Here is a 22,465-nt window from a genome sequence, read left to right as displayed (position 1 = left end):
CGACAACGCCCCTTAACAGGACGAGTTGAGGGGACGATACGGCAGGTTTCCCGGGTGGGGATAAGGTTGGTGGAACCCCAGCGGATAAAGCTCCGCGCTCAGCGTACGAGACTCATCCGTACGCTTCTTTCGGCCTTGGACATTATATCTGTCATGCTAGTATAAGTTGTGATTCCTACCTGAAGACGTTCCAATGATTGTTGACGGTCCATTTTTCCGGCAGACCCTTGATGCGTTACAGCTTGAGGGCGACGAGCGATTGGATGCCGAGCGCAATGCGACGAATATCATTCGTGCTGTCGTCAATTCCTATGGAACGACGCCGGCCGGCGAATTAGACGAGGCCCGAATACCCAATACGCAGATTACCGGGCTGGTTTATGGCCGCATCCAAAGCGGCAAGACTCGCGCGATGATCGCAAGCACGGCCATGGCGTTCGACAACGGCTTCCGGATCTCGGTGGTCATGACAAGCAATATCAATGACCTCGTCCATCAGACGCACGGAGATTTTTCCATCGGCCTGCCTGGGCTGATGATGTTCACGAAAGATAACGACCTTGAGAGGGAGGTTCCCAACACGAGGGTGCACCTTGAGCAAGGAAATGGTCATCTACTGTTGGTTTGCTCCAAAGGTAGTACCAGCCTTCATAACATAGCTGATTTTTTGCGAGCGATTGGAGCAGAGCAGTACCCTACGCTCGTATTCGATGATGAGGGTGACCAAGCTTCGCTTGATACGAACACGCGGAGGAGATCGACATCTAGGATAGCAGTCGCACCAAGTAGAATAAACGAGGTTATCCAGACTCGGCTACGCACAGCAGTTCCCCGTAACGTCTATGTGAGCGTCACCGGCACTCCACAGGCAGTGCTTTTGCAGAGTGCCGAATCGTCCCATCGGCCTTCGTTCATAGTCATGCTTCCCCCGGGAAATACATACACGGGTGGCGATACCTTCTTCCGCTCGGATGAGCCGGAAGATAATCCAAACTACATTTCATTGGTGGGCGCTGGAGAACAGGCTCAACTCCTCGATCGCGCGCAACCAATGCCTGAAGGTCTCCGAAGATCGTTACTGTTTTTTCTCGTGTCAGCGGCTTCCGCCATTATCAACATAAATCTACCTGAGAAGGGCTTCTCTTATCTTTGCCATCCAAGCCTGAAGAATGATGAGCAGGAGATTGCGGAAGAACGCATCAATGTATTTTTGACGGAGGTTTATTCCGCGCTTCTCGACAATAGCGAAGGCATCGAGGCAGAGCTTCGGAGTGCATACGACGACCTTCGACAGACACTCGGCCCCGACGCACCTCCGTTCGACGACGTTAAGCAGACAATTGTCCAATACCTGCCGTCGCGTCGCCTACTGGTAATAAACGCTCGCGTGAAGCGCCAAGGAATTGCCTACGGACGAGGCATGAATTTCCTCATCGGAGGCAACACGCTTGGACGCGGGATCGCAATTCGCGATCTCCTCGTGACTTACTACGTACGCACCTCGCGGGTGTCGCAGCTCGATACGATGCATCAACACGCCCGAATGTTTGGCTATCGCGAGAGAACCTTGGCCTACACGCGCTTATTTGTTCCGCGTCAGCTCTACTACCGGTTCCGCGATATTCACCAATCCGACGCGGACTTGAGAGAATTCATAGAAGGTCATCAGGAGCACCCCGAGACGTTTCCAATCGAGTACACCTTTAACCTGCGGACGACGCGAACGGGCGTACTCGACGTCAACAAAGTTGATACACTCAATCCCGGAAAACAAATCTATCCCAACTACGTGATCGTGCCGCAGGCGGAAGCAGCCTACGAGCGAATGCTCCAGATATTGGGCAGCCATTTCGGTGCAGACGACGCCAATGAGGCCGAGATCGAACAGCTGGCCGGCGATGGAGCGGAAATATCTCCGAATGAAGCAGAGGCTCTGGTGCGCCTAATAAAGACTCGGTCCAAAAATACTTGGCGTGACCCCTCGATTGCGACAGTTATCCGAAAGGTGGCAGGGTCTTTTCAGAACCGCATAATTTTGCGATTCCGCACCGCTGACCGTCGCGTCGATGAGGGAGGCTTCATATCAACAGGTGTTCTCTCTGGCGCTGCATTGACCGAGGCGAGGCAAGCTGACCGTCCAACCCTCTGGATATTTGCCACCGAATCAGCCGCTGGAAGCGAGGGGGGGGGAGGGGCTCAAGTTTATGTACCCCACATTCGTGGTGCCGAACCGATTCGGCAAATTGTTCATGTTTAACCGCGGCTCTTAAACTCATGCCCGCTACCACTTTCAAAGCTCCTCGGTGTTTCGCCAGAGGGAGAGTAAAAGTTGTTGACCTCTTTTGCGGGGTGGGGGGCCTATCGCACGGTCTACTGCTTGAGGGGCTTCAGGTTGTCGCCGGTGTAGACAATGATAGTACCTGCGAGTACGCGTTCGAAAAAAACAACGGCTCAACTTTCATCAAGCGCAACATTGCTCGCTTCACGTCTGGTGAGCTACTCGACCTCTTCGGCGACGCCTCCGTGCGTGTGCTCGTCGGATGCGCTCCATGTCAGCCTTACTCATCCCTAAATCGGCGCGACCTCGATCCCTTGCAAGCGCGTGAGAGATGGTACCCACTTTATCGGTTTACGCAGCTTATCAGGAAAGTGAAGCCTGAGATCGTCTCAATGGAAAATGTGCCGGATCTTGCCAACGAGGCGAAGTATGAAATTTTCGCGACCTTTATCAAGATACTGCGCCGCTTAGACTACCACGTTTCCTTTAGAACCGTTGATGCGTCCAGATTCGGTGTTCCGCAGAAACGTCAGCGGCTCGTCTTGCTCGCATCCAAGCTTGGTCCGATCAAACTGATCGATGAGACCCATCGGGAAGAAAATTTAGTCACGGTTCGGCAGGCAATTTCTGACTTGCCGCCGCTAGCAGATGGGGCTGCAGACGCAAACGATCCGCTACACAGATCGAGCAGACTGAGCCAGCTTAACAAGAAACGTATCAGGGCGACCCCCGAAGATGGTGGCAGCGCCAAAAGTTGGAGCCAAGATCTGATGCCGGATTGCTACCGGCGTGCCTCTGGCCGGTCGTACATGTCGACTGTGTATGGTCGGATGCGTTGGGATAGTCCTGCTCCCACCATGACAACTCATTGCACAACGCTTGGTACCGGTAGATTCGGTCACCCGGTACAGGATCGAGCTATCTCCCTCAGGGAGGCCGCCAGAATCCAATCGTTTCCTGACTACTATGAATTTAGTGCTGAGGGAGAAATTCGGATTGGTGACACTGCACGGCATATTGGCAACGCGGTACCCGTTCTGCTCGGACGTGCAATCGGCAAGAGCCTGAAACGGCACATTCGAGAGCATGTTCGGTCGATCAAGTAAGCTAACTGAGTTTACTCCGCAGCCTCGGCCGCGCCCGCCTTCGCCGCCGCACTCCCCGTCTTCTTCCGCCGGCCGAGTAGCTCCTTGAGGTACTGCCCCGTATAGCTCTCCGGCACCTTGGCCACATCCTCCGGCGTGCCTTCGGCGACGATGCGGCCGCCGCCGTCGCCGCCTTCCGGGCCGAGATCGAGGATCCAATCGGCGGTCTTGATCACCTCCAGATTATGCTCGATGACGACGACCGTGTTCCCCTGGTTCACCAGCTCGTGGAGCACCTCCAGGAGCTTCGCCACGTCGTGGAAGTGGAGGCCCGTGGTCGGCTCGTCGAGGATATAGAGGGTGCGGCCCGTGGCGCGCTTCGAGAGCTCGCGCGAGAGCTTGATGCGCTGGGCCTCGCCGCCCGATAGCGTCGTCGCCTGCTGGCCCACATGGATATACCCTAAGCCCACCCGCTTCAGGGTCTCCAGCTTGTCCCGGATCACCGGCACCGCCTTGAAGAAGTCCGCCGCTTCCTCGACCGTCATGTCGAGCACGTCGGCGATGGACTTGCCCTTGAACTTGATGTCCAGGGTCTCGCGGTTATAGCGCTTGCCCTTGCAGACATCGCAGGTGACGAAGACGTCCGGCAGGAAGTGCATCTCGATCTTGATCAGCCCGTCGCCCTGGCAGGCCTCGCAGCGCCCGCCCTTCACGTTGAAGGAGAAGCGCCCGGGCTTGTAGCCGCGCGCCTTGGCTTCGGGCAGCTCGGAGAACCATTCGCGGATCGGCGTGAAGGCGCCCGTATAGGTGGCCGGGTTGGAGCGCGGCGTGCGGCCGATCGGGCTCTGGTCGATATCGATGACCTTGTCCAGATGCTCCAGCCCCTCGATCTTGTCATGGGCGCCGGGGATCTCCCGCGCCCCGGTCAGCTTGCGGGCCACGGCGCGGTAGAGCGTCTCGATGAGGAAGGTGGACTTGCCGCCGCCGGAGACGCCGGTGACGCAGGTGAACAGCCCGAGCGGGATATCGGCGGAGACGTTCTTGAGGTTGTTCTCCCGCGCCCCGATCACCGAGACCTTCTTGCGCCCCGGCTCCCGCCGCTTCTTCGGCAGGGGGATTTGCTTCATCCCCGTGAGATATTGCCCGGTGAGGCTTTCGGGATCGGCCATGATCTGGGCCGGCGTGCCTTCGGAGACCACCTGGCCGCCATGGATGCCCGCGCCGGGGCCCATATCGACGACGTAGTCGGCCTCCAGGATGGCGTCCTCGTCATGCTCCACGACGATCACCGAGTTGCCGAGATCGCGTAAGGCTTTGAGCGTCTCCAGCAGGCGGGCGTTGTCCCGCTGATGCAGGCCGATGGAGGGCTCGTCCAGCACGTAGAGCACGCCCGTGAGCCCTGAGCCGATCTGGGAGGCGAGGCGAATACGCTGGCTCTCGCCACCGGACAGGGTGCCGGAGGCGCGGGAGAGCGTGAGGTAGTCGAGGCCGACATCGTTCAGGAAGCGCAAGCGCTCGCGGATCTCCTTCAGGATGCGGCTGGCGATTTCCTGTTTCTGGGGGGAGAGCGTTTCGCCCACCTGGTCGAACCATTTGTTCGCCTGGCGGATTGACATCTCCGAAACCTCGCCGATATGCATCCCGGCGATCTTCACCGCGAGCGCCTGGGGCTTCAGCCGGTAGCCGTTGCAGACCTGGCAGGGCTGGCTCGACTGGTAGCGGGAAAGCTCGTCCCGCACCCAATTGGATTCCGTCTCCCGCCAGCGCCGGTCGATATTGGTGATCACCCCTTCGAACGGCTTGGTGGTCGAATAGCGGCGCACCCCGTCGTCATAGGTGAAGGTGATCTCCTCGTCGCCGGAGCCGAACAGCAGCACCGCGCGGAACTCCTCCGGCAGATCCTTCCACGGCGTCGTCATGCGTTGCTTGTAGTGTTTGGCGATGGCCGAAAGCGTCTGCTGGTAATAGGGGGAGGAGGCGCCGGTGCGTGCCCAGGCGGTGATGGCGCCGCGGTCCAGGCTCAAACTCTCGTCGGGCACCACGAGATCGGCCTCGAAGGTGAGCTCCGTGCCGAGCCCGTCGCAAGCGGGGCAGGCGCCAAACGGGTTGTTGAAAGAGAACAGCCGCGGCTCGATTTCCTCGATGGTGAAGCCGGAGACCGGGCAGGCGAAGCGGGAGGAGAAGATCAGCCGTTCCGGCTCGCCTTTCTCATCGCGTGCGTCAGCGAACTCGGCCACGGCGATCCCGTCGGACAAGGCCAGCGCCGTCTCGAAGCTGTCGGCCAGCCGTGTCGCCATGTCGTCACGCACCACGATGCGGTCCACCACCACGTCGATGTCGTGCTTGAACTTCTTGTCCAGGGCAGGGGCGTCGCCGATCTCGTGGAACGCGCCGTCGATCTTCACCCGCTGGAAGCCCTTCTTCAGAAGCTCCGCCAGCTCCTTTTTGTACTCGCCCTTGCGGCCGCGCACGATCGGCGCCAGCAGATAGAGCCGCGTGCCTTCCTCAAGCTCCAGCACCTTGTCGACCATCTGGCTGACGGTCTGGCTCTCGATGGGCAAGCCGGTAGCCGGCGAATAGGGCACGCCCACCCGCGCGAACAGCAGCCGCATATAGTCGTAGATTTCGGTGACCGTGCCGACCGTGGAGCGCGGGTTCTTCGAGGTGGTCTTCTGCTCGATGGAGATCGCCGGGGACAGACCCTCGATGGAGTCCACATCCGGCTTCTGCATCATGTCCAGGAACTGGCGCGCATAAGCCGACAGCGACTCCACATAGCGCCGCTGGCCCTCCGCATAGATCGTGTCGAAGGCGAGCGAAGACTTGCCGGAGCCGGACAGCCCGGTCATCACCACGAGCTCTTCCCGCGGCAGGTCCAGGGTCACGTTTTTCAGGTTATGTTCCCGCGCGCCGCGCACGGAAATGGTCTTGGATGTCATGAGCACCAATGTCGGGGGGCGATAGGCCGTCCGCAAGGCTTAAGCGCGTCTATCCAAAGGAACAAGAGGGGTGCGACGGCTTGATGGTCTTCGTCATGCCGACGAACGCCGGCATCCAGCTAATACGCGCTGCGGGTGTGTTTGGATCCAGGCGTTCGCCCCAATCAACCACGTCATGCTGAGGTGCATGGCTGCAAGCCATGCCTCGAAGCATGGAGTCGTCTCCTTCGAGGCTCGCGATGCGAGCACCTCAGGATGACGGGCGCTTGCCGGGAGGCTCAAATCAGCTCCAGCTTCTTGAGCCGCGAGCGGATGGCGCCGGGTTTGCGCCCGTGGGCGGCGGCGATCGCCGAGACGCTCTCGCCCGCCTCGTGGCGCCGGATCAAAGCCTTCTCCTCGTCCTCGCTCCAGGGCGCATAGGCCTTCGCATGACCGTCGGCCCGGGCCGCTGCCACGTGCGGCGAGGCGGCAGCCTCCGTGGCTTCGACGCCCTCCAGCGCATCGGCCAGGAATTCCCGCTGTTTCGAGGCGATGGCTTCCGAGCCGGCCTCATGCGCCGCCTGCAGCGCCGTCTGGGAGAGAGACTGGAAGGTCTCGTCCTGCTCCACGGCTGCCGGATGCACCTGAAGGGCGCGGGCGTTCAGCCCCAGCAAGTGAAGTCCGGATAGACCCCGGAGGCGCGACAGCGCGACGTAGCCCTGGCCGTATTCGAAGGCCCGGGAGAGGTCGATCACCGCCGCATCCAGAGACATGCCCTGGCTCTTATGCACTGTCATGGCCCAGGCGAGGCGAAGGGGAAGCTGGGTGATGGAGGCCCGCTCCGTGCCGTTCTCGTCGATCTTCCACTTGGTCGGCTCAGCCACGATCATCTTGCCTGTGCGTGTGCGGATGATCGGGTTGCCGGTCTCGTCGTCGAAAGAGATTACCTCGCCGAGCGTCCCGTTCACGAAACGTAAGGCGGGATCGTTCTTGGTGAACATCACCACGGCGCCTTCCTTCAGGATGAGCTGCTCCGGCGAGAGGCAGCCGCGCTTCAGGGTGTTCACAAACACCTCCGGCCCCTTGGCATGCATGACGAAGCGCTTCTCTTCGCCCGCGAGCTTGCGCAGCTCGCGCCCGTTGATCTCGTCCACGCCGGCATTGTGGGTGAAGAGCCGGGTGCAGTCGGAGGGGAGGGCATCGCGGGTAATAGTCCGCTGTTGCAGGATAGCCTGATGCTCCCGTCCGCACTCGTTGCGGCGGATGGCCGACAGCAAATCGAGAAAGCCATGGTCGCTCTGGCGATGCTGCTCCGACAGGTAGCACACCGTCGGCGCCAGATCCCGCCAGGCGGCGGAGCCGTATGCGAACACCGGACCGGTCTCCTCCATGTCGCCGAACAGCGAGGCATCGTTCGTCTCCCGCCGCACCACTGGCGGAAGCTGGAAGAAATCGCCCACGAGGATGACTTGGAGCCCGCCGAAGGGCGCCGCGTTCTTGCGCACATGGCGGCAGACCGCATCGACCAGATCGAGGGCGTAGGCCGGCAGCATGGAGATTTCGTCGATAATCAGCACCCGGGTCTTCTCGATCCGCGAAGCCACGCGCCGGTTGGACGCGATCTTATCCAGGTCGCGACGGCTCAAAGAGCTGTTCACCCCGATGCCGCTCCAGGCATGGATGGTGATGCCGTTGCCGTGGGTGGCCGCGATTCCCGTCGAGGCCGTGTAAGCGACCGGGATCCTCGCCTGGCGAAGCGCGGCGATGTAGCGGTTCACCGTGTGGGTCTTGCCGCTGCCCGGCTGCCCGGTGAGGAAGACGCTCGCGCCGGTCTTCATCAGCGCCAGGGCTTGGGTCTGTTTCATGGTCGGTCCGGGATTCGCAGGTAGGTTTAGGGGCAGAGGATAGGGGGCAGGGCGCTCGCGCGAAAGGCCGTAGCGCGGCGCGGAGCGTTCGGCCACACTCCGCCGTCATGCGACTCACCCGCCAGCAGACTGCCTACCTTCTCGCCGCCACCGGAATTATCCTCGCCACAGCCGCGATCCTGCTCGCCATGGGCCGTGTGCCCATCTGCAAATGCGGTTACGTGAAGCTCTGGCACGGCGAGGTGGTGAGCTCGGAGAACTCCCAGCACCTTACCGACTGGTACACGCCCTCCCACGTCATCCATGGCTTCATCTTCTACGGTCTGCTGTGGCTCGCTTTCGGCAGGCGGCTGTCCTTCGGCGCGCGGCTGGTCCTGGCGCTTCTGGTGGAATGCGGATGGGAGATCGTCGAGAACACCGACGCAGTGATTCAGCGCTATCGGGACGCCACCATCGCTCTCGACTACTACGGCGACAGCGTCATCAACTCGGTGATGGACATCCTCGCCATGGTGTTGGGGTTCTGGCTGGCTTCCAGATGGCCCGTCTGGCTAACGGTGACCGTGGCGGTGGCTCTGGAGCTGTTCACTGGGGTGATGATCCGCGACAACCTCACCCTGAACGTCGTGATGCTGCTCTGGCCTATGGACTGGATCAAGGAATGGCAGGCCGGCGTCTTCAAGCACGGAGGCTAGGGCGGGGGCCTCGCAGGCCAAAAGCTATGCCAGTTTCTCAGACCCCGTCATGCTGAGGTGCGCGCCAAAGGCGCGCCTCGAAGCATGCGGGCCACGTCTTCCTTCGAGGCTCGCTCCGCTCGCACCTCAGGATGACGCGGGTCGAACGGAGTGCTCCATGGTCACCGGGCGGCTCGGATCTGGGTCGCTTGTTTAAAGCGGGACGCGGATTCCCGTCGTCATGTAGATGACCAGGCAAATATAGGCCGCGACCGTCGGATAGAAGGTCAGCCCGAAGCCGAAGGCCCGGAGATGCGGGTTCTTGTGGTAGCCGATCCAAAACAGGATACGGCCGAGCACGAAGAGCGCCGTCAGGATCACCACCGTGCGCGCCTCTTCCGGCGGCGAATAGATCGCCAGCGCCGCATGGGCCACGAAATAGGCGGTGAACTGCTCGAAGGTGTTCAGGATGAACCGGGTGTTGATGTCGAGCGAGGAGTTCGGCTTCGCCATCTGGCCCACGAACATGTTCGGGTTAAGCCGTTGCGCCGCCACGATGCAGATGCCGATCACGCCGGGCAGGATCGCAAAGACCGAATCCTTGATCACCAGGCCGATCTTGTCGCCGGTCGTTTCCCACTGGGCAGGCTGCCAATCCCAGACCAGCTTGCAGACGATCAGGAAGGCGAGCGCGAAGATCCAGTTGCCGAACAGGACGAACAGAAACTCCCACTGGCGCCAGGTGAACCCGAAATATTTGACGCGTGGGTCCTGGCGGCGCCGCTTCTTCAGCTGCGCAGGGGAGAGATGCGATGGCGCGCTACGCTGCATTCTTATCCTCTTCTCGGAGCGTTCTTTGCCCGCGGCGGGGGCTGTCCCAGCCGGGCCTCTCTTGTCCTAATCGACAAGGACGGGCAGGCGTTTCATAAGGCATATTACCCTCGCGGGGCAATCTTCGGGTTTAAGGCCTCTGGACGCACAAGAACAAAACCAGTACATTCCTCGAGACGGCTTGAGCGCCCGCAGGATAGATAGTGTTTGATTGGCCTGTGGACGAGTGCCGGCGGCTCTGGCGGAGACAACCCGCCGCGGGCTAGGGTCGGGGCTAAGCCAAAATGATCAAGTAAGAACACTCGGCGACGACCGGGTGACCACGACGGAGGTTTAGGCAATGGCCGGATCGGTGAACAAGGTGATTTTGATCGGCAATCTCGGGGCCGATCCGGAGATTCGTCACACTCAGGACGGGCGGCCGATTGCGAATCTGCGCGTGGCGACCAGCGATAGCTGGCGCGACAAGAATTCCGGCGAGCGCCGCGAGCGGACCGAATGGCACCGCGTGGTGATCTTCAACGAAGGCCTGTGCCGGATTGCCGAGCAGTATCTACGCAAGGGCTCCAAGGTCTATCTGGAAGGCCAGCTGCAGACCCGCAAATGGGAGGACCAGTCCGGTCAGGAGCGCTATTCCACCGAAGTGGTCCTCCAGGGCTTCAACTCGGTCCTGACGATGCTGGACAGCCGCCAGGGCGGCGGTGGGATGAGCGATAGCGGCGGCGGTTCCGGCGGGCGCTCGTCTGACGATGGCGATTTCGGCCGCACCAGCGCTCTGGGCGGCGGCTCCTACGACAAGGAGCTCGACGACGAAATCCCGTTCTAAGGCCATGAAATGGCAGGGCGGTTACGTCTCCTGCCAGAGGCCTAAGACAGGCTGCAGAATTTAACTCTGATTCTAATCATCCGGACGGGCGCGGGGCCAATCGTTAAGATGTGGAATGGACCCGAACCGACCAGAAAACGCGACCGATAACCGGCCTTTCCAGGCGCCGACCATCGCCGCGCGTCTGACCGGACGGGACAACAATTTCAATCTGATCCGCTTCCTGGCCGCAACGGTGGTTCTGCTGGATCATTCCGTCGCTCTTGCGGGCACGGGCGAGCCGCGGCTGCTCGTTCTCGGGCCGCTCACCATCGACCTGCTCGTAGTGCCTCTGGGCCGCATCGCCGTGGACGTCTTCTTCGTCGTCTCCGGCTTCCTTGTCACCCGCAGCGTGCTGACCCGTCCGACGGTTCTGGACTTCACCATCGCGCGTGTCCTACGGCTCTTCCCGGCGCTGCTCGTCGTCTCCTTCGTCATCGCCTTCGTGCTCGGGCCCCTGATCAGCGACCGGAGCTTTTCCGAATATTTCGGCGATCTGAAAGCCTGGATCTACGCCCCGCTGACCGGGATGCTCGTGAGCCACTCGGAAACCTTGCCGGGCGTGTTCGACGACGTGCGCCAGCAGGGGATCGTGAACTCGCCCCTTTGGACGCTTCGCTACGAAGCGATCTGCTACGGCATCCTGGGCGGGCTCGCCCTTGTCGGCGCGCTGATGCATCGACGGATCGTCTATACGCTGGCCGCGCTCCTTGCCGCTTATCTGCTCGTCACCTTCGGAACCGATCTGCGCGGCCAAATGGCGGCGATCGACAGCCTCGCCCGGTTCGGGCTGAGCTTCTTCCTGGGCGGCGCCTGCTATGTCTTCGCCGACCGGATTCGCCTGAATTGGATCTGGATGATCGGCTTGGGCGTCCTGGCCGCGGCGACCAGCCAGACGTCAATCGCGGAGTTCACCTTCCACGTCGCGCTGGCCTATGGCGTGCTTTGGGTGGCGTTGGTGCCCGGCGGTCCGCTGCGCGGCTTCAACCGGCTGGGCGACTATTCCTACGGCCTTTACATCCTGTGCTGGCCGATTCAGCAGACCATCGTGACACTGATGCCCGCCATCGCCGCTCCGGCGCTGTTCGCGATCAGCTTTCCCATCACGTTGGGCGTGGCCGCGCTCTCCTGGCATCTGGTGGAACATCCGGCCCTCCAGCGCAAAGAGGCGACCAGCCGGCGCGCCGCGTCCTTTGCCACCAATGTTCGGGGGCGGCTGGACTTGTGGCGCGGCGGCCGGCGGAAGCCGGAGCTCGACCCGCAGGAGTCGAAGGGGTCGTAAGCGCGGCCGCTACTCCTGCTGGGCTTTGCGCTCTTCCATCTTCTTGGCATAGGCGTCCGCCTCGATGGCCTCCGCCGTGATGCGCACCTCCATCTCGTCGCTCACATTGGGCACATAGGCGTCCAGGCCGAAAACCGAGCGCTTCAGAGTGGTGGTCGCATTGAAGCCAGCCGCCGGGGCGCCGTCGAACATCGGGTGCGGCCCCTTCTTGTTCAGCTTGGCATCCAGCACGACCTCTTTCGCGATCCCGTTCACGGTGAGGGTGCCGACGACCTCGAAGCGCTTCCCGTCCTCGCTGACATTGCGGATTTCTTTGCTCTCGAACGTGATGTCCGGATGCTCTTCGACCTTGAAGTATTCAGGTTTGGTGAGGAGGTGCTCATTTAGCACCGGGACATGGGTGTCGATGCTCTTTACCGGGATGGTGACGGAGAGCTCAGCCGTGCTCGGATCCTCGTCGTCCACCTTCAAGGTGCCGGTCACCTCGTTGAAGTTGGCCTCCGGCACGGAAAATCCGAAATGGTGCCAGGAGAAGCGCACCTGGGTATGGGCCGGGTCGAGGATGTAGTCGGCCGCATGCGCCGCCGGGACGGTCAGGGGCAGGGCGAAGGAAGCGGCGAGAGAAAAGGAAAAGAGGAGGGCGAGCAGAAGCTGGCGCATGAAATGTCCCTTCTTGACGGGGTGGGCGCGTTGGGTGCTCGCGGCCCGGACCCGATAGGGGCCCGGCCGCAGGCAATCGCCACGTGGGCGGGGACGAGGAGTGCTTCAAGACTCCGAGCGGTTATTCTCTTCCTCTGCGGCGAATTGGTCATGCCGGCGCTCGGACTGCACCTCGATGAAGATGCGCGAGACATTGGGATGCGCCTTCTTGATCTTCATCTCCAACTGGCTCACGGCCTCTTCCACCTCCACCGAGCTCATCTCGTCGGCGAAGTCGACGCTCAGCGCCAATAGGATCTCCCGCGGCGCCAGATGCATGGTTCGAAACTCGTTGATGTGCAGAATCTTCGGTGACGCTTCGACCATCTTGCGGATGCTTTCGGTCACCGGACGGCTCGCCGCCTCGCCGATCAGGAGCCCCTTGGTCTCGTAGGCCAGCAGGATGGCAGCGCCCGCAAGAATGGCGGCGATCACGAGCGATGCGACACCGTCCGCCCAAACGATTCCGTAGAAGTCGCTCAGGAAAACGCCGACCAGTGCCGCGACCAGGCCGAGCAGGGCGGCCGTGTCCTCGAAAAGCACCGTGAACACCGTAGGATCCTTGGATTGCCGCACGGCCTGCAAGGGCCGGAACGCGCGCTGGGTATCCTGGGAAGCGCGGAACTCCTTATAGGCGATCCACCAGGCGAAGGCCTCAAAGCCCATGGCGCCGGTCAGGATGATGTAGTTCACCCAGGCGTTGGTGATGGGGTGGGGCTCGAGCAGCTTGATCACCCCTTCGTAGAAGGAGATGCCCGCACCGACGGCGAAGATCAGGATGGCGACGACGAAGGCCCAGAAGAAGACCTCAGCGCCATAGCCGAAGGGGTGGATGCGGTCAGGTGGACGCTTCGAGCGGCTGATGCCGAGCAACAGCAAGCCCTGATTGCCCGTATCCACCACCGAGTGGACGGCCTCTGAGAACATGGCCGAGGAGCCGGTATAGAAAGCTCCGCCGAACTTGCTGACCGCGATGATGAAATTGGCGCCGAGCGCCGCATAGATCACCTTATGCGAACCTGAAGCCATGTTCGTTGCCCCTCCTTAAGTTCTGCCCCTCAGCCCGTGGAGCGTGGTTTTCGGTGCCCGTGCCGCCGTGCTTCAGCGTTGCGGCTCAATAGGTATGCTTCGCGTCACCGCCGTCCTTAGGCACCACGCTCTGCTCTTCCAGCCGGTGATAGGCAGGTGCAGCGCTCAACGTGTCCTTGGTCAGGTTCGCCAGGATCTCGATGGAGCCGTTGTCGTTCCGGGTCACCACCACATCCTCATAGTGGACGGCCACATTCTTCTCGCCAATACCGAGAAACCCGCCGACCCCGATAACCACACCGCGAATCCGGCCGTCATCGCCGCCGATCACGTCGTTGATCTCGCCGACCGTCTCCCGGGCCGGGTTCAGCACGGGCTCGCCGATCAGATCGCTTGCGAGCGCATCGGTCGGCGCCTGTTCGGTGATGAAACGCGCCGTCTTGGCCGGAACGCCGTTCACCTGACCGGCATTCTTCGATTGCTCCATGGTCTCTGTCGGGTGAGGCGGTGCGACGGGTTCTTCCTCGGCTTGCTGAGCAAAAGCGGTGCTGGCGCAAAGTAGCGCGCCGGCAGACAGGCCAATAAAAAAGCGCTTCATATGTTCTTTCTCCGCAATGTTCGGGACAGCGAAATGCCTTGAAATAAGGCTTCGATCGTCTCCGTGCGGACAGAGCGGGTCAACGCCGCCCGCACAGAATCGTTCCGCATTCTGACAAAGTGCCGCCCCGTCTCGATCCACTCATGCCGAGCCGCGGAAGGCCGCCGCGGAGGCAGCCTTTAAGCGAATCGACAAGTTGCTGAAATAATTCACGAAAAGTGCCGAAAAAGAGGCCGGCAAATGACGGTTCGAAGAGTTGCGGTGAAAGCGCCAAATCGGGTATACAGGGCCCTTCAGGAACGCACCTTTTCGGCACCGGTGAGCGCGCTTCGTAGCGTTTCGCCTCCGCCGCGTTCATCCCGCCTTCGAGTAACGGTTTTCGGCCATTGACTGACGACGACAACACGGAATCGCCGGAAGGGTCCGGAGACCCCTCTGACATCAGCCCCATCTCGCTCGTCGACGAGATGAAGCGGTCCTATCTGGACTATGCGATGAGCGTCATCGTCAGCCGTGCGCTGCCCGATGTGCGCGACGGGCTGAAGCCGGTGCATCGACGCATTCTCTACTCGATGTTCCAGAACAACTACACGCCGGACCGGCCTTACAATAAGTCCGCCCGCGTGACCGGCGACACCATGGGTAAGTACCACCCCCATGGTAACCAGGCGATCTACGACGCGCTGGTCCGCCTGGCGCAGGAATTCTCCATGCGCCTGCCGCTGCTCGACGGCCAAGGCAATTTCGGCTCCGTGGATGGCGACCCGCCGGCGGCCGAGCGTTACACCGAGGTGCGGCTCGCCAAGCCGGCCATGTCGCTGCTCGACGATCTCGACAAGGACACGGTCGATTTCCAGGACAACTACGACGGCCGCGAGCAGGAGCCGGTCGTTCTGCCGGCCAAGTTCCCGAATCTGCTGGTCAATGGCGGCGGTGGCATCGCCGTCGGCATGGCGACCAACATCCCGCCCCATAATCTGGGCGAGGTGATCGACGCCTGCTTTGCCTATCTCGACAATCCGGCCATCACCATCGACGAGCTGATCGAAATTCTGCCCGGTCCGGACTTCCCGACTGGCGGCATCATCCTGGGCCGCATGGGCATCCGCTCCGCGTACCATAAGGGCAGGGGCTCCGTGGTCATGCGCGGCCGGGTCTCCACGGAGATGGTTCGCAAGGACCGCGAGGCCCTGATCATCACCGAGATCCCGTATCAGGTGAACAAGGCCTCGATGATCGAGAAGATCGCCGACCTGGTCCGCGAAAAGCGCATCGAAGGCATCTCCGACATCCGCGACGAGTCCGACCGCCAGGGCATGCGAGTTGTTGTCGAGCTCAAGCGCGATGCCATGGCGGATGTGGTGTTGAACCAGCTCTACCGCTTTTCGCAGCTCCAGAGCACCTTCGGTTGCAACCTCGTCGCGCTCAATGGCGGGCGCCCCGAGCAGCTCAATCTGAAGGATATGATCGCCGCCTTCACCGACTTCCGCGAAGAGGTCGTCGGCCGGCGCACCAAGTACCTTCTGAAGAAGGCCCGCGACCGGGCCCACGTATTGGTCGGACTCGCCATCGCGGTCGCCAATATCGACGAGATCATCAAGCTGATCCGCCAAGCGCCCAACCCGGCCACGGCCCGCGAGCAGTTGATGGAGCGCGACTGGCCGGCTCGCGATATCGCGCCCCTGGTCGAGCTGATCGCCGATCCGCGACACAAGGTTTCGGAGCAGGGCACCTACAAGCTTTCCGAGGAGCAGGCCCGCGCCATCCTCGATCTGCGCCTCCATCGCCTCACCGCGCTGGGACGCGACGAGGTGGGAGACGAGCTCCACAAGCTCGGAGACGAGATCCAGGAATATCTCGACATCCTGCGCTCCCGCGCCCGCATCATCGACATCGTGAAGGACGAGCTCGCAGAGGTGCGCGACAAGTTCGACACGCCGCGCAAGACCGAGATCGTCGATGCGGAAGGCGAGGTCGAGGACGAGGATCTGATCGCCCGCGAGGACATGGTCGTGACCGTGTCCCACAAGGGCTACATCAAGCGCGTGCCGCTTTCGACCTACCGGGCCCAGCGCCGCGGCGGCAAGGGCCGCTCCGGCATGTCGACCCGGGACGAGGATTTCGTCACTCGCATCTTCATCGCCAGCACTCACACGCCGGTCCTGTTCTTCACCTCCGGTGGCATGGTCTACAAGATGAAGGTCTGGAAGCTGCCCGTCGCAGCGCCCCAGGCCCGCGGCAAGGCGCTCGTGAACCTGCTGCCGCTCGGCAAGGACGAGAACATCACCAGCATCCTGCCCCTCCCGGAGGACGAGGACAGCTGGGCCGATCTGGACGTGATGTTCGCCACCAATGTCGGTGCGGTTCGCCGCAACAAGCTCTCCGACTTCGTCGAGGTGCGCCAGAACGGCAAGATCGCCATGAAGCTGGACGAGGGCGACTGGATCGTCGACGTCCACACCTGCAGCGAAGCGCAGGATGTGCTGCTCACCACGGCGAAGGGGCAGGCGATCCGCTTCCCCGTCACCGATGTGCGCGTCTTCAAGGGCCGTGACTCCACCGGCGTCCGTGGCATCCGTCTGGCCAAGGGCGATTCGATGATCTCAATGTCGATCCTGACCCATGTCGATGCGAGTCCCGCGGAGCGCGCGACCTATCTTCGCCAGGCCAACCAGATCCGCCGCGGCGGCGCGGAGATGGAGCCGGAGACCGATCGGGAGGAAGGCAGCGACGAAGAGGTCGTGCTGACGCCGGAACGCTACGCCGAGCTCAGCGCCCACGAGCAATTCGTGCTCACCATCTCCGAGAACGGCTTCGGCAAGCGCACGAGCGCTTACGAATACCGGACCTCGGGACGCGGCGGCAAAGGCATCATCGCCATGACCGTCAACGCCCGGAACGGCAAGCTGATCCGCTCCTTCCCCGTGGAGGAGGACGACCAGATCATGCTGGTCACCAACCGGGGTCAGCTGATCCGGGTGCCGGTCATCGATATCAGCATCGTCGGCCGCTCCACCCAGGGCGTCACCGTCTTCTCCACGGCCAGCGACGAGCAGGTCGTCTCCATCGAGCACATCCCGGCGGATGTCGAGAATGGCGAGGAAGATGACGACGAGGAGGACGGCGAGCCGCAGGACGAGTCTGGCGGCGATTCCGAGGACAATTCGGACGACGAGTCCGAAGCGTAGGCTCTGCTGTCACAGGACAGGAGACATGTGGGAGGCGTGCCCCCGCTCGTTAGCCGAGCAGGGTCGTGAGCGCCTCCGCTGCCGGGGTGAGCGCCGCCAGGGCGTCGAACTGACAGACCACCGTCCGGTTCCGGTCCTCGTGGCGGATCAGTCCCTTGGCCCGGAGGCCCGACATGGTGCGGGACAGGGTATCGGCGTTCAGCCCCAGATAATCGGCCATCTCGGCGCGGGACAGTGGCATCTCGCAGACGGGGTTGCCGGCAGTGTTCCGCACGCCGCTGCGCATGGCGAGCTCCACCAGATAGGTTGCGACCCGTTGCTGGGTATCGAACCTTCCGAGCGCAGCCATGTGGATGGCTTTTAGCGCGTCTTCCAGCGCGGTGACCCGGCAGAAATAGCGGCAGATCTCGGTATTGCTCTCCATGAGCTCGGAGAAGACCGGCCAGCGCAGCCGCAAGATTTCTCCGGCGCGGACCGCGACGATCCTGGCCAGGCTGGACGGCGCGGAGGCTGTCCGAACCATGGTTCCGGGATGGAAGATTGCGGTGATCTGGCGGAGCGCGTGGGTCAGTGTCAGAGACTGCATCAGTGCTCCGGAGCGGACCACATAGACGGCTTCGTCGCCGTCGACTTTATTCGCCAGGGTCTGTCCCGGCCGTGTGCGGATGATGGAAGCTTGTTCGACGATCGGTCTGGGAATTCTGCCCCAATCGGGCGCGTTCATTTCAGCTAATGCGGCTCTCTTTTCCAGGGGGCCGCCCCCTCATTTTGTGTTGCCCTATTACGACAGATGGGGTGCTTCGGAGCTGCGGACGAGCTTTCTTCTGCGGCATTTTGGACAGGCTCCAAGCTTTTGACCGCAGGCGACAAAAACGTTGCTTGGGCGCAACAGTAGCGAGCCGAACTTATCTCGATCTGATCTTTATCAGCCGAGTTGCAGGATCGGGACTGGCATGCCCCAGCCCTTCTGTCACAAAAATAGAAAAACCACGCGGGATTCGCCGGGGGCGGGCCCGACCGGGAATTTGGGGGACGTTGAGATGAACAAACTGACGATTGCACTCGTCGCGGCGCTGGCGCTCACCGGAGCGACCTTCGCAAGCGGGCCGGCAACGGCTGGCGACGAGCATGGGGACTTCATGGTGCGCGGCCTGGTGACCGGCGTGCTGCCCGACACGGACGCTACTGTGAAGGCGGGCGGCACCGTCATTCCCGGCGCCGGCGCCGAGGTGAGCGACGAGGTCATCCCGGCGGCGACGCTGACCTACTTCTTCACCGACAATCTGGCCCTCGAGCTGTTCTGCTGCTTTGCCAAGCACGATGTGAAAGCCACCGGCTCCATCGCAGCGCTGGGCGAGATTGCCGACACCTGGATCTTCCCGCCGGCCCTGACCGCTCAGTACCACTTCAACCCGGGCGGCAAGTTCAAGCCGTATGTCGGTGCGGGCTTGCAGTACATCGCCTTCTTCGACGAGGGCACCGGCTCGAACGCCCTTGGCGCCACCAAAGTAAATATCGACGATGCCTTAGGCTTCACCCTTCAAGCCGGCATGGACTATTCCCTGGGCAATGGCTGGTACCTGAACGCCGATGTGAAGAAGACCTGGCTCAACACCGACGTGGACTGGGCCGGCACAGGCATCAGCGGCGATGTGGATCTAGATCCGTTGATCGTCTCCGCCGGCGTCGGCTACCGATTCAATTTGAGCGATGTCTTAGGGGGCCTGTAGCCGATAGATTGTCGGCATACAGCTGACTTCGCTCAAATGGAAAGGCTCGGCATTCGCCGGGCCTTTCTTTTTGTGCGCTACACGATCGCTTCACCCAATCGCCCCTGCGGTCTTGCCGAAAACGGTACGGCCCGGCTAGAAGGGCGCTCACGCGCCGCGAACGTCATCCATCGGGGATGATTCCGGTTCGGGCGCCCGGAGTTCCTGCCGTATGCGAACAGCCATCTATCCCGGAAGCTTCGATCCCATCACCTTCGGCCATGTCGACATCGTGCGCCGGGCCGCCCGGCTGGTGGACCGGTTGGTGATCGCTATCGGCATCCATCACCAGAAGCATCCCATGTTCTCCGCCGGCGAGCGCATCGATCTCGCCAAGCAGAGCCTTCACACAGTGGCCAAGGATACCGGGCTTGACGTCGAGATCGCGACCTTCGACAAGCTCGTTGTCGATGCGGCCAAGGCTGAAGGCGCGACCATCATCATCCGGGGCCTGCGCGACGCCGCCGATTTCGATTATGAGATGCAGATGGCCGGCATGAACGCCGCGCTTTCCCCCCAGCTCGAAACCATGTTCCTGGCCTCGTCGCCCGGCACACGACACATCACCGCCACCCTTGTTCGGCAAATTGCCCAAATGGGAGGCGACGTCACGCCCTTCGTTCCGGCCTGCGTCGCAGACGCATTCAAGAGGAAACTGTCCAAATGATTTTCGCCCGTATCGCGCTTGTCGCCGGCTTGCTGTTCGCGTTCGCGCCTGTCGCGACGACTGTTCAGGCAGCGCCCGAGAAGACCCTTGAGAACACCGTGCTTCTCGATCTGAAGGACGGCCGGGTCACCATTCTCCTTCGTCCCGACCTGGCGCCCAACCATGTTGAGCGCATCAAGAAGCTGACCCGGGAAGGCTTCTACGACGGCATCGTGTTCCACCGGGTGCTCGACGGGTTCATGGCCCAGACCGGCGATCCGACGGGCACCGGCATGGGCGGCTCCGACTATCCGGACGTCGCGGCCGAATTCTCTAACGAGCCCTTCGTGCGCGGCACGGTCGGCGCGGCCCGCAGCCAGGATCCCGACAGCGCCAACAGCCAGTTCTTCATCATGTTCGATGAGGCGTCGTCCCTGAACGGCCAGTACACGGTCTGGGGCGAGGTGGTCGACGGCATGGAGCATGTCGATGCGATCAAGCGCGGCGCGCCGCCCTCTGGCACCGTGCAGAACCCGGACAAGATCGTGAAGATGCAGATCGCGGCGGACGCCGACGCGGCATCGCAAGAAAAAGCCAAACAAGCGCTTCAGCAGTAAGCAAGCGCCGCAACAGCAAGACAAGGGAGGCCCCCATGGCCGCTAGCACAGAAGACACTCTGATTATCGAGACGACCAAAGGCCCGGTGACCATCGAGCTGCGTCCCGACCTCGCGCCCAAGCACGTGGAGCGCATCAAGAAGCTCGCCCGGGAGGGCTTCTATGACGGCGTTATCTTCCACCGCGTGATCGAGGGCTTCATGGCCCAGACCGGCGATCCCGACGGGACCGGCATGGGCGGCTCCGACTATCCGGACGTACCGGCGGAGTTCTCGCAAGAGCCGTTCACCCGCGGCACCGTTGGTGCGGCCCGCGCCCAGCACCCGGACAGCGCCAACAGCCAGTTCTTCATCATGTTCGCCGACGGCCCCTTCTTGAACGGCCAGTACACGGTCTGGGGTAAGGTCGTCGACGGCATGGAAAATGTCGATCAGATCACCCGCGGCGAGCCGCCGGCGAACCCGGACAAGATGGAAACCGTCCGCGTGGCCGCCGACGTCCAGTAGGGCGCGGCAGCTCAGAAGAGGCGGCAGAACGAAAGAGCAAAGCAATGGGGCTGCAGGCGATTTTGCTCACCCTGGTGGCGTTTGTCGGCGGCGGCTTCATTGCGCTGCAGGCGCCGATCAACGCCCAGGCAGCCACCCATCTCGGGAGCCCCATCGCCGCCGCCACGCTCTCCTTCTGCGTGGGCACCGTCGCCCTAATCCTGCTCACCGCGCTGTTTGCGCGCAGCGAGACCAATCTCGGCGCGATCGCCGCCATGCCGGTCTATATGATCTTTGCAGGCGGGCTGCTTGGCGCAGGCTTCGTCACCATGACCATTGTGCTGGCGCCCAAGATCGGCATTGCTGCGGTCATGGCGCTCGCCATTGCCGGCCAGCTTTTCACAGCGCTGCTTCTCGACCGCTTCGCCCTGTTCGATCTTCTGGAGCGCGATCTCTCCGTCGGCCGCGTCACCGGCGCGGTCCTGGTGGTCGTGGGCGCGCTTATGGTGCGGCTTCTCTAGCCGCTGATCTTCGTGCGCACCGATCTCTTCGATTTCGACCTGCCTGAGGAGCTGATCGCTCTTCGCCCCGTCAGCCCGCGGGATTCCGCGCGGATGCTCGCCGTCGATGGCGCCACCGGCGCGTTAAGGGACTGCACGGTTCGCGATTTGCCGGAACTGCTGGGTCCGGGCGATGCCATCGTCTTCAACGATACCCGCGTGATCCCGGCGGAGCTGAAAGGCGTCCGCCGGCGCGAAGACGCGGAAGCGTTCATCACGGTCAACTTGACCGAACGGGCCGGCGAGAACCGGTGGCACGGATTCGCCCGGCCGGCCAAGCGTCTCCGGCAGGGCGACCGCATCAGCTTCGGCGGCGAAGGCGATGTCTGCCTCTCCGGCCGTCTCGACGCGACGGTGGACTCCCGAGGTGAGGGCGGTGCCGTGACCCTGGCCTTCGATCTCTCTGGACCGGCGCTCGACGAGGCGATCGCCCGTCACGGCGCCATGCCGCTGCCGCCCTACATCGCCTCCAAGCGTCCCGCCGAAGAGAGCGACCGGAAAGACTATCAGACCATCTATGCGAAGAAGGAGGGCGCGGTTGCGGCCCCAACGGCCGGGCTCCACTTCACCGACGGATTGATGGAGGCTCTCGACAAGCGCGGCATTGAGCGCCACTGGCTCACGCTTCATGTGGGGCCGGGGACGTTCCTGCCGGTGAAGGTGGAGGACACCGCCGATCACGTGATGCATTCGGAGACCGGCATCATCGATCAGGCGACCGCGGATGCCCTGAACGAGGTGAAGGCGCGCGGCGGCAAGGTTGTCGCGGTCGGCACAACGGCCATGCGGCTTCTGGAAAGCGCAGCGGACGAAGAGGGCGTGCTCCATCCCTTCAAGGGCGCCACGGATATCTTCATCACGCCGGGCTACCGCTTCCGCTATGTCGACCGGCTGATGACCAATTTCCACCTGCCGCGCTCCACGCTCTTCATGCTGGTCTCGGCGTTTTCCGGGCTGGATGTGATGCGCGCCGCCTACGCCCATGCTATCGCGCAGCACTATCGCTTCTATTCCTATGGCGATGCCTGCCTGCTGAGCCCGGGAGCCAAAACGGTCAGCGAATGACATACGAAGCG

At 62.2% G+C, this 22,465-nt stretch carries 19 protein-coding genes; 12 read left to right on the top strand and 7 right to left on the bottom strand.

Annotated elements, in window-relative coordinates; genetic code table 11:
• Positions 1-193: 193 nt before the first annotated feature.
• Both ACFQ2F_RS10270 and ACFQ2F_RS10265 read left to right on the top strand, forming a co-directional pair.
• On the top strand, positions 194-2,257 hold the full coding sequence (locus ACFQ2F_RS10270) for a Z1 domain-containing protein (RefSeq protein WP_379089511.1): 2,064 nt from the start codon (positions 194-196) through the stop codon (positions 2,255-2,257).
• Positions 2,258-2,274: 17 nt separating this feature from the next.
• Entirely contained in the window at positions 2,275-3,384 is a 1,110-nt protein-coding gene (locus ACFQ2F_RS10265) for a DNA cytosine methyltransferase (protein WP_379089510.1), read from the top strand.
• 11 nt (positions 3,385-3,395) lie between these two features.
• On the opposite strand, the gene uvrA is transcribed toward ACFQ2F_RS10265, so the two are convergent.
• Together uvrA and ACFQ2F_RS10255 are read right to left on the bottom strand one after the other, a co-directional pair.
• Positions 3,396-6,302, bottom strand: a complete 2,907-nt coding sequence (uvrA, locus tag ACFQ2F_RS10260; protein WP_379089508.1) for an excinuclease ABC subunit UvrA — start codon at positions 6,300-6,302, stop codon at positions 3,396-3,398.
• A gap of 278 nt (positions 6,303-6,580) precedes the next feature.
• Positions 6,581-8,146 (bottom strand): ATP-dependent DNA helicase, encoded by a 1,566-nt coding sequence (locus ACFQ2F_RS10255; protein ID WP_379089504.1) that lies wholly within the window; start codon positions 8,144-8,146, stop codon positions 6,581-6,583.
• Between the two features lie 107 nt (positions 8,147-8,253).
• Here ACFQ2F_RS10255 and ACFQ2F_RS10250 point away from each other — a divergent pair, with 107 nt between their 5' ends.
• Positions 8,254-8,841 (top strand): DUF2585 domain-containing protein, encoded by a 588-nt coding sequence (locus ACFQ2F_RS10250; RefSeq protein ID WP_379089502.1) that lies wholly within the window; start codon positions 8,254-8,256, stop codon positions 8,839-8,841.
• Between the two features lie 192 nt (positions 8,842-9,033).
• Here ACFQ2F_RS10250 and ACFQ2F_RS10245 read toward each other — a convergent pair whose 3' ends face one another.
• Positions 9,034-9,651, bottom strand: a complete 618-nt coding sequence (locus ACFQ2F_RS10245; RefSeq protein WP_379089500.1) for an MAPEG family protein — start codon at positions 9,649-9,651, stop codon at positions 9,034-9,036.
• A 340-nt stretch (positions 9,652-9,991) separates the two neighbouring features.
• Here ACFQ2F_RS10245 and ACFQ2F_RS10240 point away from each other — a divergent pair, with 340 nt between their 5' ends.
• Positions 9,992-10,477 carry a single-stranded DNA-binding protein gene (locus ACFQ2F_RS10240; RefSeq protein ID WP_379089498.1) on the top strand — a complete coding sequence of 162 codons (486 nt, stop codon included), beginning with the start codon at positions 9,992-9,994 and terminating at the stop codon, positions 10,475-10,477.
• Positions 10,478-10,592: 115 nt separating this feature from the next.
• The gene (locus tag ACFQ2F_RS10235) at positions 10,593-11,798 is read left to right on the top strand and encodes an acyltransferase family protein (RefSeq protein WP_379089496.1); all 1,206 of its coding nucleotides are present in this window, start codon (positions 10,593-10,595) and stop codon (positions 11,796-11,798) included.
• Positions 11,799-11,807: 9 nt separating this feature from the next.
• On the opposite strand, the gene ACFQ2F_RS10230 is transcribed toward ACFQ2F_RS10235, so the two are convergent.
• The 3 genes from ACFQ2F_RS10230 to ACFQ2F_RS10220 all read right to left on the bottom strand — a co-directional run bounded on the left by ACFQ2F_RS10230 (position 11,808) and on the right by ACFQ2F_RS10220 (position 14,124).
• Positions 11,808-12,458, bottom strand: coding sequence for a YceI family protein (locus tag ACFQ2F_RS10230; protein ID WP_379089494.1), 651 nt, complete (start codon positions 12,456-12,458; stop codon positions 11,808-11,810).
• Positions 12,459-12,563: 105 nt separating this feature from the next.
• Positions 12,564-13,526, bottom strand: coding sequence for a cation diffusion facilitator family transporter (locus tag ACFQ2F_RS10225; RefSeq protein WP_379089492.1), 963 nt, complete (start codon positions 13,524-13,526; stop codon positions 12,564-12,566).
• A gap of 85 nt (positions 13,527-13,611) precedes the next feature.
• The gene (locus tag ACFQ2F_RS10220; RefSeq protein ID WP_379089490.1) at positions 13,612-14,124 is read right to left on the bottom strand and encodes a PRC-barrel domain-containing protein; all 513 of its coding nucleotides are present in this window, start codon (positions 14,122-14,124) and stop codon (positions 13,612-13,614) included.
• A gap of 386 nt (positions 14,125-14,510) precedes the next feature.
• Here ACFQ2F_RS10220 and gyrA point away from each other — a divergent pair, with 386 nt between their 5' ends.
• Positions 14,511-17,312, top strand: a complete 2,802-nt coding sequence (gyrA, locus tag ACFQ2F_RS10215) for a DNA gyrase subunit A (RefSeq protein WP_379089487.1) — start codon at positions 14,511-14,513, stop codon at positions 17,310-17,312.
• A gap of 49 nt (positions 17,313-17,361) precedes the next feature.
• Here gyrA and ACFQ2F_RS10210 read toward each other — a convergent pair whose 3' ends face one another.
• Positions 17,362-18,036 (bottom strand): Crp/Fnr family transcriptional regulator, encoded by a 675-nt coding sequence (locus tag ACFQ2F_RS10210; RefSeq protein ID WP_379089485.1) that lies wholly within the window; start codon positions 18,034-18,036, stop codon positions 17,362-17,364.
• A 316-nt stretch (positions 18,037-18,352) separates the two neighbouring features.
• Between ACFQ2F_RS10210 and ACFQ2F_RS10205 the strand changes: the two genes are divergently transcribed.
• The 6 genes from ACFQ2F_RS10205 (at position 18,353) to queA (ending at position 22,454) form a co-directional block, all read left to right on the top strand.
• The gene (locus ACFQ2F_RS10205; protein ID WP_379089483.1) at positions 18,353-19,042 is read left to right on the top strand and encodes an OmpW/AlkL family protein; all 690 of its coding nucleotides are present in this window, start codon (positions 18,353-18,355) and stop codon (positions 19,040-19,042) included.
• A 211-nt stretch (positions 19,043-19,253) separates the two neighbouring features.
• Positions 19,254-19,748: a pantetheine-phosphate adenylyltransferase gene (gene coaD, locus ACFQ2F_RS10200; protein WP_379089481.1), complete on the top strand. Its 495-nt coding sequence runs from the start codon at positions 19,254-19,256 to the stop codon at positions 19,746-19,748.
• A complete protein-coding gene (locus ACFQ2F_RS10195) occupies positions 19,745-20,344 on the top strand; it encodes a peptidylprolyl isomerase (RefSeq protein ID WP_379089479.1) in 600 nt (199 codons plus the stop codon). The genes coaD and ACFQ2F_RS10195 overlap by 4 nt, the downstream gene beginning before the upstream one ends.
• 35 nt (positions 20,345-20,379) lie before the next feature.
• The gene (locus ACFQ2F_RS10190) at positions 20,380-20,850 is read left to right on the top strand and encodes a peptidylprolyl isomerase (RefSeq protein ID WP_379089477.1); all 471 of its coding nucleotides are present in this window, start codon (positions 20,380-20,382) and stop codon (positions 20,848-20,850) included.
• 44 nt (positions 20,851-20,894) lie between these two features.
• The gene (locus ACFQ2F_RS10185; RefSeq protein ID WP_379089475.1) at positions 20,895-21,350 is read left to right on the top strand and encodes a DMT family transporter; all 456 of its coding nucleotides are present in this window, start codon (positions 20,895-20,897) and stop codon (positions 21,348-21,350) included.
• Positions 21,351-21,362: 12 nt separating this feature from the next.
• Positions 21,363-22,454 carry a tRNA preQ1(34) S-adenosylmethionine ribosyltransferase-isomerase QueA gene (queA, locus tag ACFQ2F_RS10180; protein ID WP_379089473.1) on the top strand — a complete coding sequence of 364 codons (1,092 nt, stop codon included), beginning with the start codon at positions 21,363-21,365 and terminating at the stop codon, positions 22,452-22,454.
• Positions 22,455-22,465 lie beyond the last annotated feature (11 nt).

Source organism: Methyloligella solikamskensis (assembly GCF_042676065.1).
In the GTDB taxonomy this organism is placed as follows: Bacteria; Pseudomonadota; Alphaproteobacteria; order Rhizobiales; family Methyloligellaceae; genus Methyloligella; species Methyloligella solikamskensis.
Note: the sequence above shows the minus strand (reverse complement) of the source record. Positions and strands in the feature narration are given on the sequence as shown.